The organism is Actinomadura coerulea, from assembly GCF_014208105.1.
Taxonomy (GTDB): Bacteria; Actinomycetota; Actinomycetes; order Streptosporangiales; family Streptosporangiaceae; genus Spirillospora; species Spirillospora coerulea.
In genome coordinates this window covers 5,644,005-5,658,542 of the sequence record NZ_JACHMQ010000001.1, presented here as the reverse complement: position 1 = coordinate 5,658,542, position 14,538 = coordinate 5,644,005, and the positions used below count along the sequence as shown (strand labels likewise).

Annotated in this window: 18 protein-coding genes; 13 read left to right on the top strand and 5 right to left on the bottom strand. The window is 70.8% G+C overall.

The window, feature by feature from the left end; genetic code table 11:
- Positions 1-380: 380 nt before the first annotated feature.
- Entirely contained in the window at positions 381-632 is a 252-nt protein-coding gene (locus tag BKA00_RS25985) for a hypothetical protein (protein WP_185029078.1), read from the top strand.
- Positions 633-642: 10 nt separating this feature from the next.
- Positions 643-1,446: a hypothetical protein gene (locus BKA00_RS25980; RefSeq protein WP_185029077.1), complete on the top strand. Its 804-nt coding sequence runs from the start codon at positions 643-645 to the stop codon at positions 1,444-1,446.
- 62 nt (positions 1,447-1,508) lie between these two features.
- Here the strand turns inward: BKA00_RS25980 and BKA00_RS25975 are convergent, their stop codons facing one another.
- Complete coding sequence (locus BKA00_RS25975) at positions 1,509-1,700, bottom strand: hypothetical protein (protein WP_185029076.1); 192 nt, start codon at positions 1,698-1,700, stop codon at positions 1,509-1,511.
- A gap of 104 nt (positions 1,701-1,804) precedes the next feature.
- Here BKA00_RS25975 and BKA00_RS25970 point away from each other — a divergent pair, with 104 nt between their 5' ends.
- Together BKA00_RS25970 and BKA00_RS25965 are read left to right on the top strand one after the other, a co-directional pair.
- On the top strand, positions 1,805-2,041 hold the full coding sequence (locus BKA00_RS25970) for a hypothetical protein (RefSeq protein WP_185029075.1): 237 nt from the start codon (positions 1,805-1,807) through the stop codon (positions 2,039-2,041).
- Between the two features lie 116 nt (positions 2,042-2,157).
- Positions 2,158-2,514 carry a DUF488 domain-containing protein gene (locus BKA00_RS25965; protein WP_185029074.1) on the top strand — a complete coding sequence of 119 codons (357 nt, stop codon included), beginning with the start codon at positions 2,158-2,160 and terminating at the stop codon, positions 2,512-2,514.
- Positions 2,515-2,668: 154 nt separating this feature from the next.
- Here the strand turns inward: BKA00_RS25965 and BKA00_RS25960 are convergent, their stop codons facing one another.
- On the bottom strand, positions 2,669-3,211 hold the full coding sequence (locus BKA00_RS25960) for a dihydrofolate reductase family protein (RefSeq protein ID WP_185029073.1): 543 nt from the start codon (positions 3,209-3,211) through the stop codon (positions 2,669-2,671).
- Positions 3,212-3,351: 140 nt separating this feature from the next.
- On the opposite strand from BKA00_RS25960, the gene BKA00_RS25955 reads away from it, so the two are divergent.
- From BKA00_RS25955 to BKA00_RS25930, 6 genes are all read left to right on the top strand, one after another.
- Complete coding sequence (locus tag BKA00_RS25955) at positions 3,352-3,942, top strand: TetR/AcrR family transcriptional regulator (protein WP_230298783.1); 591 nt, start codon at positions 3,352-3,354, stop codon at positions 3,940-3,942.
- 273 nt (positions 3,943-4,215) lie between these two features.
- Positions 4,216-5,553 (top strand): NADP-specific glutamate dehydrogenase, encoded by a 1,338-nt coding sequence (gene gdhA / locus BKA00_RS25950; protein WP_185034805.1) that lies wholly within the window; start codon positions 4,216-4,218, stop codon positions 5,551-5,553.
- 85 nt (positions 5,554-5,638) lie between these two features.
- A complete protein-coding gene (locus tag BKA00_RS40040) occupies positions 5,639-6,193 on the top strand; it encodes an ion channel (protein ID WP_185029071.1) in 555 nt (184 codons plus the stop codon).
- Positions 6,194-6,307: 114 nt separating this feature from the next.
- On the top strand, positions 6,308-6,760 hold the full coding sequence (locus BKA00_RS25940) for a Scr1 family TA system antitoxin-like transcriptional regulator (protein WP_185029070.1): 453 nt from the start codon (positions 6,308-6,310) through the stop codon (positions 6,758-6,760).
- A 29-nt stretch (positions 6,761-6,789) separates the two neighbouring features.
- Positions 6,790-6,879 (top strand): DUF397 domain-containing protein, encoded by a 90-nt coding sequence (locus BKA00_RS40895; RefSeq protein ID WP_230298785.1) that lies wholly within the window; start codon positions 6,790-6,792, stop codon positions 6,877-6,879.
- Positions 6,880-7,034: 155 nt separating this feature from the next.
- On the top strand, positions 7,035-8,315 hold the full coding sequence (locus BKA00_RS25930) for an alpha/beta hydrolase (RefSeq protein WP_338072161.1): 1,281 nt from the start codon (positions 7,035-7,037) through the stop codon (positions 8,313-8,315).
- 162 nt (positions 8,316-8,477) lie between these two features.
- Here the strand turns inward: BKA00_RS25930 and BKA00_RS25925 are convergent, their stop codons facing one another.
- Complete coding sequence (locus BKA00_RS25925) at positions 8,478-9,095, bottom strand: TetR/AcrR family transcriptional regulator (RefSeq protein ID WP_185029067.1); 618 nt, start codon at positions 9,093-9,095, stop codon at positions 8,478-8,480.
- An 86-nt stretch (positions 9,096-9,181) separates the two neighbouring features.
- Here BKA00_RS25925 and BKA00_RS25920 point away from each other — a divergent pair, with 86 nt between their 5' ends.
- A complete protein-coding gene (locus BKA00_RS25920) occupies positions 9,182-9,955 on the top strand; it encodes an SDR family oxidoreductase (RefSeq protein WP_185029065.1) in 774 nt (257 codons plus the stop codon).
- Between the two features lie 225 nt (positions 9,956-10,180).
- Positions 10,181-10,792 carry a pyridoxal-phosphate dependent enzyme gene (locus BKA00_RS40890; protein ID WP_420829695.1) on the top strand — a complete coding sequence of 204 codons (612 nt, stop codon included), beginning with the start codon at positions 10,181-10,183 and terminating at the stop codon, positions 10,790-10,792.
- Here BKA00_RS40890 and BKA00_RS25910 read toward each other — a convergent pair.
- Entirely contained in the window at positions 10,723-11,460 is a 738-nt protein-coding gene (locus tag BKA00_RS25910) for a hypothetical protein (protein ID WP_185029063.1), read from the bottom strand. The genes BKA00_RS40890 and BKA00_RS25910 overlap by 70 nt on opposite strands.
- A 57-nt stretch (positions 11,461-11,517) precedes the next feature.
- Positions 11,518-11,844, bottom strand: coding sequence for a nitroreductase/quinone reductase family protein (locus tag BKA00_RS25905; RefSeq protein WP_185029061.1), 327 nt, complete (start codon positions 11,842-11,844; stop codon positions 11,518-11,520).
- 189 nt (positions 11,845-12,033) lie between these two features.
- On the opposite strand from BKA00_RS25905, the gene BKA00_RS25900 reads away from it, so the two are divergent.
- The gene (locus BKA00_RS25900; RefSeq protein WP_185029059.1) at positions 12,034-14,529 is read left to right on the top strand and encodes an ATP-dependent Clp protease ATP-binding subunit; all 2,496 of its coding nucleotides are present in this window, start codon (positions 12,034-12,036) and stop codon (positions 14,527-14,529) included.
- Positions 14,530-14,538: the final 9 nt, after the last annotated feature.

Below are 14,538 nucleotides of genomic sequence, written 5' to 3'. Positions count from 1 at the left end.
GGGGGGAGAGGGGTCACTCGGGGGGAGTGGCCCCTCCGTCCGTTCCCGGTCCCTACGGGCGGATTGCCGCCCGGCGGGCGGCCGAGCGGCGGCGCGCCCGGCGTGTCGCGCGAGGCGCGGGCCCCGGCGACACGGGGCGGACGCTGCCGCACAAATGGGGATCTCCCCTGGCGGGCCTCCCGGCGCGCTGCCTCCGATTCCGGTAAAGAAATCCCCGCGCGGCCGTTCCAGTATTCCGCGCACCGCGTCAAGAAGACGTCGATCTTAATTCTCGGCGGACGTTTCCGATCTGCCGGAAAAATGTGGCTCTGTGGGCCGGGATGGAAAAATTGACTCCGGGGGGTTCGACTTCGGGGCACGGCTGCGGAATGGTCTCCCGCATGGATCCACGAATTCGAGCCGCCGGCGGGGCGTCGGGCCCCGTCACGTGGCTGCTGGCCTTTCTCGGCGCCCGCGAGAAGGCGCTGCGCACGCACTCCGGGCTCGCCTCCGGCCCGGCCGAGTGGCTGATGGTCTTCCTGGAGGTCGAGCGCGCGGGGCTGTCGGCCCGGCGGCGCCCGGCCGCCCTGCCGTCCCGGCGCGGCAGGACCGAGGAGCCACCGTTCGGCCGGCTGTCCGCCCGCAGCGCGTAAAGGAAAGATCATGACCATCGAGATGCTCCTCGCCGCCCTGATCGGCGGCGCGATCGGCTTCGCCGAGCTCGTCGCGCGCTACCGCGACCGGCCCGCCGCGGCCCTGCTCTCCCCGGGCGGGCTGCTGTTCGTCTTCGTCAACGCCAGCGCGTCGACCGTCGCGCTGATCGCGGTGACCGCCTCCGGGTGGACGTTCGGTCTGCCTGGCACCACACCCCCGGCGAGCATCGTGGTCGTCCGGGTCATCGCCGCGGGGCTCGGCTCCGCGGCGGTGCTGCGCATGTCGTTCGCCCCCGCGCAGGGACACGGCACCGGCACCGGCCCCGTCGCCCTCCTCAACGGCATCCTGCGGATCGCCGACGCCGAACTGGAACGCAAACGCGCGCTCAGCAGGCTGTCGCACGACGACCTGGCGGGGCTGTCGTTCGAACGCGACCACGCGGCCCTCGCGGAGCTGTGCTGCCACCTCATGCGGGAGTTCGACCTGGCCGAGGCGCAGCGGCTCGGCGGCCTGGCGGCCGAGCTGAGCGGCCGCGACGACCTCACCGACGCCGACAAGCTGGACTGCTGGGGGCTGGAGCTGACGCGGCTCGTCGGCGAGCGCGCCCTCCGGCAGGCTGCCCGGCGGCTGCGGGACCGGCCCCGCGACGACGCCCGCCCGGCGGCCGAACCCGACCAGCGTCCGGCCGCCCCGGCGCCCGACCACGACTACCTGGTCGAGACCGCGCCGGCGCGCCCCTCGGTCGCCAAGACCTCCCGCCTCGCGCCGAGCGCGAACGGCAGGCCGGAACGCAAATCGTTCAGCGACGCCTGACGACCCGTGAGACACCGGTGCGCCCCCGGCGGGGCGCACCGGTGTTTTCGCTGGAACACCCGCTATCTCGACCGGGTGGAAAGGGCCGCCTCGGAATCGTCCCGCGCCTCCAGGGCCGCCGCGATGCGGTGCAGCGCCTCCGCCAGCGAGACGAGCGCCTGCACCTGCGCGGCGGCCATGAGATTCCCCGGCGAGGGATCGGCGGCCTGGGCCTCCGCGGCCGCCTCGCAGGCCTGCTGGTTCCACCAATGCACGCGCCGATCCTATTCGGTGCCACGAATGCGGCCCATTGCGCCGCGCCGCCCCGCCGCCGGCACGGAAAAGGCTTTGCCGGCACCGGAATTGAAAGGACCCCGCCGTGAGCACCGAACCCCGCGCGGCACCGCCCGCCCCGCCCGCCCCGCCCGCCGGCCCTCCGCGCTGGACCGGGAAGCCGGTGCGGCGGCTGACCACCGCGGAACTCGCCGAGGCCCTCGAATACCTGGAAAGGCACCGCCCGGACGACGACGTCCTCGGCCGCGCCCTCGCAGGCGAGTTCGCCCGCCGGACGGCCGCCGCCGAGTTCGCCCGCCGCGCCGCCGCCGCCCGCCGCTGACGCCGCCGGGACGTCCGCGACCCCGCGGTCGGCGGCGAAGCCCCGGGGAGGGCCGTGCACGCGCACAGGGTCGTGTGGTCGCGCGTCTATTCCGTGACCCCGGGTATAGACGCGCCATGGAGGTACGGCTGCGCAGGGTGTACGAACCGCCGTCGGCCGAGGACGGGGCGCGGGTCCTGGTCGACAGGGTGTGGCCACGGGGCCTGTCGAAGGACAAGGCCCGCCTGGACGAGTGGGAGAAGGACGTCGCCCCCTCCACCGAGCTCCGGAAGTGGTACGGCCACGACGCCGCCAGGTTCGAGGAGTTCACCCGCCGCTACGACGCCGAACTGGCCGAGCCCGAGCGCGCCGCGGCCCTCGACCACCTGCGGGAACTCGCCCGCGAGGGCACCGTCACCCTGCTCACGGCGACCAAGGACATCGACCGCAGCCAGGCGGCCGTCCTCGCGGACCGCCTCCGCGACTCCTCCTGACGCGCTCCTCGCCCGCCCTTGATCGCATCCCGCTTCTGGCGGCTCCTGGACGTTCCTTTGAGGACTGGCGGAACCCGCGGAGGTCTGGTCGGCTCGCGGGCTGCTGGTCGGCGTCCCGCGGGTTCACCCCAGCCCTGGAGCCCTGCAACGAGCCCTACCGGAGGACTCGGTAGCGGAGGTGGGTCTCGCTCGCGTACGCGGAGGTCTCGAGGCGTTCGAGCTCGACGCGCTGCCCCAGGCCCGCGAACAGCGAGATGCCGCCGCCGAGCAGCACCGGTGCGACGTCAAGGTGAAGCTCATCGACGAGCCCGAGCCGCAGGCACTGTCGCGAGATGCTTCCGCCGAGCAGGCTGACCCACCCGTCACCGGCAGATTCCGCGGCCAGCGCGACCGCTTCAGAGATGTCGTCGACGACGAAGGTGTAGGTGGTGCCGTCGCGCTCGATCGGCTCATGGGCCCTGTGGGTCATGAGGTAGACCGGCACCTTCAGCATGCCGCCGTAGGGGAGCTCACCGTCCTCGATGGTCTGAGACCGGTTCGCACCCCCGACGACTGCTCCGATCCGGCCCATGACCCGTTCCACGACGGAGTCGTCCTCGGGAGCGGAAGGCCTGCCGAACATCCAGTCGACCGCGCCGTCCGGGTCTGCCAGGAATCCGTCGAGGGTGATGGTCGCGTGGACGATCACTGTGGCCATGGGGGCGCTCCTTGCGACTAGAGGTGAGTCGATGGACTCACTGTTATCACCGTAGATGCACAGGTAGAGGTGAGTCAATTCACTCACCTCTATGGGATACTGGCGAGATGCCACGCGGACGCTCCTCCTACCATCGTGAGATGGCCGCGACGAAACGTGAGTCGATGCTCGTCGCGGCCACCCAGCTGTTCCTGGAGAACGGCTACGACCGCACGTCGCTGGCGCGCATCGCCCAGCAGGCGGGCGTATCCAGGGCAACGCTCTTCAAGCAGTTCCCGACCAAGGCGGCGCTGTTCGAAGCGACAGTGCTCGCGGCTGGCAGGTCACCTGCTCCGGAGCCCGTCGACGTCCCGTTGGAGGACTTCCATGCCGGTCTTGTGACGCTCGGACGGGCCTACGCTGAGCTGCTGACCCGGCCTGAGGTGGCAGCGCTGATGCGGACTGTGATCGCCGAGTCCCCCCGGTTCCCCGAGCTACGGGAGCGCACCTTCGACTTCGGTACGCTGCCTGTGCTCACAGCGCTGGGGCGCTACCTCCGCGATGCCCACGCAGCAGGGGCCGCCGAGATCGACGACCCGGAGATGGCGTCCGCGCAGTTCCTCGGGATGATCGCGTCGTCGGTCTTCTGGCCCCGCCTCATACACGGCACCTGGTCGATTACCGACGACGAGCGAGAACTGGTCATCGAGGGCGCGGCTCGGACCATCACCGCCCGCTACGCCACTCCCTGACGCGATCCTTCGCGTGACAGCTGCAGCGCGGGTACGCCGCGACCATGTGACTGATTACTCGTTGACCGCGAAGACCGGCTACATGGCCTTCGACTCCGCCGTCGCGCCGGGCCGCGTCTCCTGCCAGGGCGGACGCGGTCCGGCCGCCGTTCAGGAGGGGTGCTGCGGCGGGGCGTTCCGGTTGAGCCCGAAACGGGTTCTACAGTTGAGGGGTCTCAAGGAAGGATCCTCACCATGCCCCTCGCCTCACGCCTGCCGGCCCCGCCCGAGACCATGGCGGTCCTGGAGGAGACCTACGAGGGGGTGCTGCGCCGCGATCCGGGCGAGGCCGAGTTCCACCAGGCCGTGCACGAGGTGCTGGAGTCCCTCGGCCCGGTCCTGGCCGCGCGGCCGGGCCTCGCCACCGCCAAGCTGGTCGAGCGGGTGATCGAGCCGGAGCGCCAGATCATGTTCCGCGTGCCGTGGCAGGACGACAACGGGGAGATCCACGTCAACCGCGGCTTCCGCGTGGAGTACAACGGCGCGCTCGGGCCCTACAAGGGCGGCCTGCGCTTCCACCCCACGGTGAACCTCGGCATCGTCAAGTTCCTCGGCTTCGAGCAGATCTTCAAGAACGCGCTCACCGGCCTCGGCATCGGCGGCGGCAAGGGCGGCAGCGACTTCGACCCGCACGGCCGCTCCGACGCGGAGGTCATGCGCTTCTGCCAGTCGTTCATGACCGAGCTGCACCGCCACGTCGGCGAGCACACCGACGTCCCGGCCGGCGACATCGGCGTCGGCGCCCGCGAGATCGGCTACCTGTTCGGCCAGTACCGCCGCGTCACGAACCGGTGGGAGGCCGGGATGCTGACCGGCAAGGGCATGCTGTGGGGCGGTTCCGCGGTCCGGACCGAGGCGACCGGCTACGGCAACGTGATGTTCACGGCCGAGATGCTGCGCCGCCGCGGCGAGGACCTGGACGGCCAGCAGATCGTCGTCTCCGGCTCCGGCAACGTCGCGATCTACACCATCGAGAAGGCGCAGCAGCTCGGCGCCAACGTCATCACCGTCTCCGACTCCGGCGGCTACGTCGTCGACGAGAAGGGCATCGACCTCGACCTGCTCAAGCAGGTGAAGGAGGTCGACCGGGGGCGCGTCTCCGACTACGCCGACCTGCGCGGCGCCTCCGCCCGGTACATCCCGGGCGGGCGGGTATGGGACGTCCCGGCCGACATCGCGCTGCCGTCGGCGACGCAGAACGAACTCGACGCCGACGCTGCCGCGATCCTCGTCCGCAACGGCGTGAAGGCCGTGTCGGAGGGCGCCAACATGCCGACCACCCCCGAGGCCGTGCACGTCCTCCAGGACGCGGGTGTCGCGTTCGGCCCGGGCAAGGCCGCCAACGCGGGCGGCGTCGCGGTCAGCGCGCTGGAGATGCGGCAGAACGCGAGCCGCTCCTCCTGGCGCTTCTCCCAGGTGGAGGAGGAGCTGCTGGCCATCATGACGAGCATCCACGACACCTGCTACGAGACCGCCGACCGCTACGGCGCCCCCGGCGACTACGTGGTCGGCGCCAACATCGCCGGCTTCGAACGCGTGGCCGACGCCATGCTCGCCCAGGGCCTCATCTGACGAAGCGCGTCACCTCCGCCCCAGGACCGCCCCGTTCCGAGCCGCCGGATGGCTCAGAACGGCCGGTCCTGGGCATGGACGGAGAGTGAACGCGCAACCGCGAAGAGCCCGCACCCGGCCCTTGGTCAGGGCGGCCCTGCGCACGACGCTGACCACGGTGGCTCTGGTCGCCGTGTACTTCACGGCCCCGTTGAACAGGTCGTTCACGCCGGTGACCGGCGTTGCGCTGACCGTCTCGCTGTTCGCCCTGGGGGCGCTCGTCACCTGGCAGGCGAGGTCGATCGCGCGCTCGCACTCCCCGAGGTTCCGCACCATCGAGGCTCTGGGGACGACCGTCGCGCTCTTCCTGCTGGTGTTCGCCTCCAGCTACCGCCTGATGAGCCACGACACCCCGCCCGGTTTCTCCGAGCCGCTGACGCACATCGACGCCCTGTTCTTCACCATCACGATCTTCACGTCGGTCGGTTTCGCCGACGTCGTCCCGATCTCCCAGACGGCCCGCGCCCTGACGGCCGTCCAGATGCTCGGCGACCTGGTCTTCCTGGGCGTCGTTGCCAAGATCTTCCTTGAGGCGATGCGCCGGGGCGTCGAACGCGAGGCCAACGAACCCCCCGACGCCGCCGGAGACCCCTGGCCGTAGCGCTCCTGGCGGCCCGCGGGCCGGAGGTCGCGGACCCCTTTTCAGTCACCGTTCGCGCCGTCCCCGGCTCGCCGACCGCATCCCCGCGCCTCACCAGGTGGAGGGGAACATGCGGTGCTTGAGAAGCGCGTCTACCTGGGCGGCGGCGTGTTCGGTGTCGCCGCAGGGGGAGAGGTACTGAACCAGCAGCAACTCGCCGACCTGGTCAATGTGACGCGCAGTTACATCACGCAGGTCGAGTCCGGGCGGACGCGTTGCCGTCGCGACTTCGCCCTGCGGCTCGACCGGGCACTCAAGTCGGGCGCGACTCTCGTCGACGCGTGGGACGAGCTACTAGAATCCGTCAAGTCCGACAAGTACCCCGAGTTCTTTGCCAACTTCCCGAAGGCCGAACAGTCCGCGAGCCTGCTCCGCGCCTTCGAGGAGCGAATAGTTTACGGGCTGTTTCAAAAAGAGGCATATGCTCGCGCGCTTTTGGATGACGAGGATGCCCTCAAGAACAGAATAAGGCGCCAGGAGATTCTGTATCAGAAGCCTGGACCTGCCGTCTCGGTCGTAATGGTGTAGAAGTCGCCTCCGTCTCCGACATTGTCGCCGTGCGTGACAGCAAGGCCCCTGACGAGCCCAAGATCATAATGAGCCGCGACGACTTCCGCCGCTTTGCGGCAGTGCTCAAGAGCCTCTGAGAAACTCTCACGCGACTCACGGGAACCTGTGTCCTCCGACCCGGAGGGCGGACTCAGGGAAGTCCCTGGTCTGTCCCTGAGATACGGGTCGCGCCCTGTCGTTGTTATGGCCGTGACACCAGCATTGGTGCTTCATCTTCAGATTTCTACTGCTGATGGGGAGCCGCATGAACACACGGCCATCTGCCCCGACGCGCCGGTCGGTTCTGGCCGCTGCCGGAACGGCGGGGCTCTCGATCGCCATCGCGGGCCCGGCCGGGGCGGACCGCCGTCCCGCCGGTGCCGAACGGACGACCGCCGGACACCATGAAGGGCGTGTACGGCTGACACTGCCGAAGCCGACCGGCCCGCATCGGATAGGCACGACATCGCTCCATCTGATCGACCGCTCGCGGCGGGACCCGTGGAGTCCATCGTCCGCTCCGCGCGAACTGATGGTCAGCCTCTGGTATCCGACCCGGAACACCGGCGGCCGCAGGCGCGCTCGCTGGCTCCAGCCGAGTGCGGCTAGCTTGTACAAGCAGCAGATCAGCCGCGGCCTTCATGTCTCACTGGACGACGTCGACTTCCCCCTCACGCACGCCTTCCAGAACACCCCCGTCACAAGAGATCGTGGCGGCGGCCATCCGGTCGTGCTCTTCTCCCCGGGCTACGGCTCGATGCGCGAACTCGGCACCGCACTGGTCGAGGATCTGGCCAGCCGCGGCTACGTGGTCGTCACCATGGACCACACCCACGAAGCCCAGATCGTGGAGTTTCCCAGCGGCCGCCTCGTCCTTCAGCGCACCCCGGCCGAACCCAACGACGCCGCCATCGCCAGGGCTTCGCGAGTACGCCGGGACGACACCCGTTTCGTGTTGGACGAACTCGCCGCCTTGAACGCCGGGAAGAATCCCGATGCCGAGCACTGCCGTCTGCCGCACGGCCTGCCGGGTTCCCTCGACCTGTCCAGGACCGGCATGTTCGGGCATTCGCTGGGCGGCAGTACCGCGGCGGAGACGATGGCCCGTGACCGCCGAATCCTCGCGGGCGCCGATCTGGACGGGAGCGTCGGCCGGGTCGTCGCCGCCACCGGCCTCGACCGCCCCTTCCTGCTGATGGCCAATGCCGACCACGGGCGCGACAACGACCCGTCCTGGGCGAAGTTCTGGTCCCATCTGCGTGGTCGGCGCTACCAACTCCGGCTGCTCGGCTCAGGCCACCACACCTTCACCGACCTGGCCCCGCTGGCGCAGCAGCTGATCAGGGCGCTCCCGGTCCCGCCCAAGGTGGTCGCCGAACTGACGGACCGCGTCGGCACCATCGGCGCGGATCGGGCCATCGCCGTCCAACGGGCCTACCTGGGCGCCTTCTTCGACCTTCATCTGCGTCACCGTGACGGCCGCCTGCTGTCCAGGCCGTCCCCGCGATACCCCGAAATCGAATTCGTCCCGTGAGCCACCTCCTCTCATCGAGGTCAGGTCCGCGGGCGGCGCGACGCCGAACTCTCCTCCACCGCCGACGCACCGAATGAGAGGACGTCTCACCCGGTCCGGCTGAGGGTGGTGGGTGGGGCGACTGTTCGTGTGTCGGACGATGTGGCCGGTAGGGGCGCAGGGTTAACCGGGTGGTGCGGGCCATGCGGCGAGGGCCAGTTCGGCGATTCCGGTCAGCTCTGCTGCGGAGGCTCCATCGCAGGCGCGCTGCGACATCCCCTGGATGATGGCGGCGAAGTACGAGGCCATGGCGCGGGGGTCCGCCGCGGCGGGCAGTTCGCCGGCCTGCCGGGCCGCCTGAAGGCGGGCCTCGAAGACGTCCAGGTTCTTGTTCCGCAGGTCGCGCAGGAAGGCCGCCACCTCGGCGTCCTGCGGGGTGACGTTGGTGGCCGCGCTGATCGTCAGGCACCCGGCCGGGTGGGACGGGTCGGCGTAGTTGGCGGCCGCCTCGCGCAGGATCCGGGCGAAGGCGCCGCGGGCGGTGGTCTCCTCGTCGAGGGCGACGCTCATGAAGGCGCCCACGGGGGAGCGCCCGTAGCTGTGCACCACCTCCTTGAACAGTGACTTCTTGTCCCCGAAGGCCGCGTAGAGGCTGCCGGGCCTGATGCCCATCGCCTCGGTCAGCTCGCCGACGGAGGTGGCCTCGTAACCGCGCTCCCAGAACAGCCGGGTGGCCGCGGTCAGCGCCGCGTCGCGGTCGAACCCCCGCGGCCGCCCTCGCCTGGCCCGTGTGTCGCTCATCCCCACATTCTAGAGCGAACGCTCAAAAAGCTGTGCTACGGTCTTTTTTGAGTCATCGTTCAAGAATGGAAGAAGGGGTCGCCGCCATGGACGCACGCGCTCTCGAAGGCAAGGTCGCACTGGTCACCGGTGGGAGCCGTGGAATCGGACGGGCCATCGCGCACCGCCTCGGCCGGGACGGAGCCACCGTCGCCGTCGCCTACGCCCGCGACGAGACGGCCGCGAAGGAGGTCGTCGAACGCATCCGCGAGGACGACGGCCGGGCCTTCGCCCTGCGGGAGGAACTGGGGCGCCACGGTGACGCGGCCCGCCTATGGGCCGCCTTCGACGCCCATGCGGAGGAGTACGCGCCGGGCGGGGGCGTCGACATCATCGTCAACAACGCGGGCATCGGCCGCAGCTCCGACCTGGCCTCGCTGACCGAGAGCGAGTTCGACGAGGTCTTCGCCGTGAACGTCCGCGCACCGTTCTTCATCGTGCAGCAGGGGCTGCCGCGGCTGCGCGACGGGGGCCGGATCATCAACATCTCCAGCGGCGTGTCCCGCATCGCGATGCCGGAGATCATGGCCTACGGCGCCACCAAGGGCGCGCTCGACAACTTCACCCTCAATCTCGCCAAGGAACTGGGGCCCCGGGGCATCACGGCCAACTCGGTCGCGCCCGGCATCATCGACACCGACGTCAACGCGGGCTGGCTGCGCGCCGACCCGCGGGCGGCGGCCCAGGCGGCGTCCCTGGCCGCGCTGGGCCGGGTCGGGCAGCCGGAGGACGTGGCCGGCATCGTGGCCTTCCTCGCCTCCGACGACGCGCGCTGGGTGACCGGACGGGTGATCGACGCGACGGGTGGATCCGGGCTGTGAGCCTTCCGCCGGAGACGCGGCTCGACACCGCCCGGATCCGCGCGGCCCGCCAAGTGATCGCCCCGGTCTTCCTCGGCAGCCCGCAGTACCGCTGCGAGGCGCTGGAGGCCGCCCTCGGGTGCGCGGTGAGCATCAAGCTGGAGACGGCGAACCCGGTCCGCAGCTTCAAGGGCCGCCGTTCTGGTCGCGCTCGGCGGCGGGGCACTGGCCACCGGGGTCTGCCATGTGCTCAGGACCCTCGCGCCCGAGGTCGAGGTGATCTGCGTCCAGCCGTCGGGCTCGCCGGCGATGACGCGCTCCTGGCACCGGCGGCGCGCCGTCACGACCGAGTCGACCGACACCATCGCCGACGGCGTCGCCGGACGACGTCCCATCCCGGACGTCCTGGACGACCTCCTCCTGGTCGCCGACGACGCCGTCCTGGTCGAGGAGGAGTCGGTCGTCACCGGCATGCGGTTGCTCCTCGACCGCGCCGGTCTCGTGGTCGAACCGTCGGCCGCGCTCGGCGTCGCGGCGGTGCTCGAAGACCGAGACCGCTTCGCCGACCGGCACGTCGTCACCATCTGTGCGGCGGCAACGTCGACCCGGACGCCTCCCGTCGCTGGGTCCGCATGCCCTGAGACCCTTCGCCGAACGTGGCCGGCGTACCCCGGCCAGGACGGAACGCAAGAGGGCCCGGCGGTGACGCCGGACCCTCCCAGTAGGACGATCACCGATCGCCGCCGCCGATGGCGCCGGCGATCGGTCGCGGCCGTTCCCGGGGAGGCTTACCGCTTCCCGGGGACCTTGACGCCGATCTCGACGGGCCCGTTGACGACGGCCCCGTCGTATGTGTAGTGGACCTGGGCGCTGCCACGGCTCCCGGCGATGACGGTGAGGGTGCCTGTGACTTCGTTGGCGTAGAACCGACCGTCGCCGCACAAGGTGACGTGGAGGTCGCCCGAGACGACGTTGACGTGGACGGTGCCGGAACCGCCGACCTTGAACCTGCCGATGGCGGTCTCGGCGTGGACGGTGCCCCTTCCGGCGACGTCGAAAGCGCCGGTGGCGCTTTCGACCTTGAGGGTTCCCTCGCCGGTTACCTCGGTCACCTTGGCTTCGACCTTCGCGTGGAACGCACCGTCGCCGTCGACTCCCACCTGGCCGGTGGGAACCACGACGCCGATGACGGTCCCGGCGTTCACCGTGCCGGAGCCGCCGACGAGAAGCGAGCCTGTGATCTTCTTGGCGTGGAGAACGCCGTGACCGCCGACGCTGATGTCGTGGTCCCCGCACGGCCCGACCTGCTTCCGGGCGTTTCCGTCCGGAAGAGGGCTGCCGTCCTCAGGGGCGCCCGCGCCGGTGATGGTCTCGGCGCGGAGCGTGCCGTCGCTGTCGACCGTGACCTTGCCGGTGACGTCCTTGAAGCGGCGCGTTTCGTCGCCGCCGACGAACAACGAGCCGGTGAAGGACTCGAAGTTCGCCGTGCTGTCGTTCGCAGGCGGCGTGTATCGACGAAGTCGCATGTTGACTCCCGGGTGAGGTGTTCTGGGTTGAGTCGCGCGGACGTTGAAGCGTCAGCGCTAGAGAACACCGTCCCCGTACGGAATCCGCACGCAACAAGTGGGAGTCAGCGGCGGGCGAGGCGGCGTCACCGGCACGGCGCCGCCGCCGGACGCGACGACCAGCCAGGCGTCGTCGCCATCGGGAAACCATGACACGGGCGTCTCGCGGGGCTGCCCGCTCCGGCGGCGCACCGTGTTCAGAACCAGGACGTCCATGCCCATGAACTTCGCGCGGCCGCGCCGGATCTTGCGCGTGATGCGGGCGTTCATCGTCCGCTGCAGCCACCGCGACACGGACCCGGGCTTGCCGCTCTTGCGGGCTTTCACCTGCTGATTCTGTGCCATCGCCCGCCTCCCGGTCGGCGGTACTGGTATCGGTTGACTTCACGTTAGGCGCGGCCTGGTCAAGGGCGCTTCTCGATTCCTGACCGCTTGCCGCGGGACGGTTGGCGTGGGTGTTTCCTGGGGCATGCCATGGGCAGGGGGATGTCCGTCGTTATGACGTGTCCTTCGACTACCGGGGGGTTTTCGGAGATGACCGCGGGATGGTACGGACCGGGGGGATCGGACCCGTTCGAGGAGATGCTCGCCCGCTTCTTCGGGTCGCGGGCGCAGCGGCGGCCGATGGAGCGGATCAGCATCGCCCGGCTGATGAGCGAGCCCGCGCGGGAGCTGGTGCGGGACGCCGCCGCGCAGGCGGCGCAGTGGGGCAGCGACGATCTGGACACCGACCACCTGCTGTGGGCGGCGACGCGCCAGCAGGGGACGCGGCACTGGATGGTGCGGGCCGGCGCCGACCCGGACAAGATCAGGGACGAGATCGAGGACCACGCGCGGCGCGGTGAGCCCCGGGACGTCCCGCCCGAGCTGACCCCTTCGGCCAAGCGGGCGCTGCTCGACTCGCACCAGGTGTCGCGGGCGCTCGGATCGTCCTACATCGGGCCCGAGCACCTGCTGTTCGCGCTGGCGCTGGACGGCGGGTCGAGCGCGGGGCGGATCCTCGACCACGAGCACGTGACGCCCGACTCGCTCCAGCAGGCGGCGACCGGCGGAGGGGCCGGGCAGCCGCCGGCCGGCGGCGGGCAGCCGAGCGGGACGCCGACGCTGGACGAGTTCGGCCGCGACCTCACCGCCCTCGCCCGCGAGGGGCGCATCGACCCGGTGATCGGGCGCGAGGACCAGATCGAGGAGACGGTCGAGGTCCTCTCGCGGCGCACCAAGAACAACCCGGTGCTGATCGGCGACCCGGGGGTCGGCAAGACCGCGATCGCGGAGGGGCTGGCTCAGCGGATCGTGGACGACGAGGTCCCCGAGACGCTGCGCGGCAAGCGCATCGTGCAGATCGACCTCGGCGGCGTCGTCGCGGGCACCCGCTACCGGGGCGACTTCGAGGAGCGGCTGAAGAAGCTCGTGGACGAGATCCGCGAGCACGCCGAGGGCCTGGTCGTGTTCATCGACGAGATCCACACGATCGTGGGCGCGGGCAGCGCGGAGGGCGCGATGTCGGCGGGGAACATGCTGAAGCCGCCGCTCGCCCGCGGCGAGCTGCACGTGGTCGGCGCGACAACGATCGACGAGTACCGCCGCAACATCGAGAAGGACGCGGCGCTGGAGCGGCGCTTCCAGCCGATCCTCGTGCCGGAGCCGAGCGCGGACGACAGCGTCGAGATCCTGCGCGGCCTCCGCGACCGGTACGAGGCGCACCACCAGGTGCGCTTCACCGACGAGGCGCTCGTCGCGGCCGTCGACCTGTCCAGCCGCTACCTGACCGACCGGTTCCTTCCGGACAAGGCGATCGACCTCATCGACCAGGCGGGCGCCCGGGTCCGGCTGCGCAGCACGCGCAACGGCGGGCGCCGCGAGCTGGAGCAGCGCCTCGACCAGCGGCGCCGCGAGAAGGACCAGGCCGTCGCCGACGAGGACTACGAGCGGGCCTGCGAGCTGCGCGACGAGGTCTCCCGGCTGGAGAAGGACCTCACCGAGACGCGCGGGAACGGCGCTCCGGCCGCGGTCCCGGAGGTGACCACGGAGGACATCGCCGAGGTCGTCTCCCGGATCTCCGGCGTCCCCGTCACCCAGCTCACCCAGGCCGAGCGCGAGCGCCTGACGGACCTGGAGGGGCACCTGCACGAGCGCGTGATCGGGCAGGAGGACGCGGTCGCGGCGGTGGCGCGGGCCGTCCGGCGGTCCCGCGCCGGGATGGGCGATCCGGACCGGCCGATCGGCGGGTTCCTGTTCCTCGGCCCGACCGGCGTCGGCAAGACCGAACTGGCGAAGGCGCTGGCGGAGGCCCTGTTCGGCAGCCAGGACCGGATGATCCGGTTCGACATGAGCGAGTTCCAGGAGCGGCACACCGTCAGCCGCCTGATGGGCGCGCCGCCCGGGTACGTCGGCTACGAGGAGGCGGGTCAGCTCACCGACGCGGTCCGCCGCCGGCCGTACTCGGTGATCCTGCTGGACGAGATCGAGAAGGCGCACCAGGACGTGTTCAACGTCCTGCTCCAGCTCCTCGACGACGGCCGGCTCACCGACGCGCAGGGCCGCACCGTCGACTTCCGCAACACCGTCGTGATCATGACGAGCAACCTCGGCTCGGAACTGATCACCGGCACGACGGAGATCGGCTTCGGCGCGTCCGGCGACGGCGGCGGCGCGCTGCGCGACCGGATCATGCGGCGGCTGCGCGAGTCGTTCCGGCCCGAGTTCCTCAACCGGATCGACGAGATCATCGTCTTCCGGCGGCTGGAGGAGGGGCAGCTCCGCCAGATCACCGACCTGCTGCTGGACGAGACGCGCCGCCGCCTGCGCGCCCAGGACGTCTCGGTCGCCTTCAGCGCCGAGGCCGTGGACTGGCTCGCCGAGCGCGGCTACCAGCCCGAGTTCGGCGCCCGCCCGCTGCGCCGCACGATCCAGCGGGAGGTGGACGACCAGCTCTCCGACCTGCTCCTGGCCGGCGACCTGAGGTCCGGCGGGCACGTCGAGGTGTCCGCGGTGGACGGCGGCCTCCAGTTCGACGTCGCCACGAAGTAAGAGCTACAG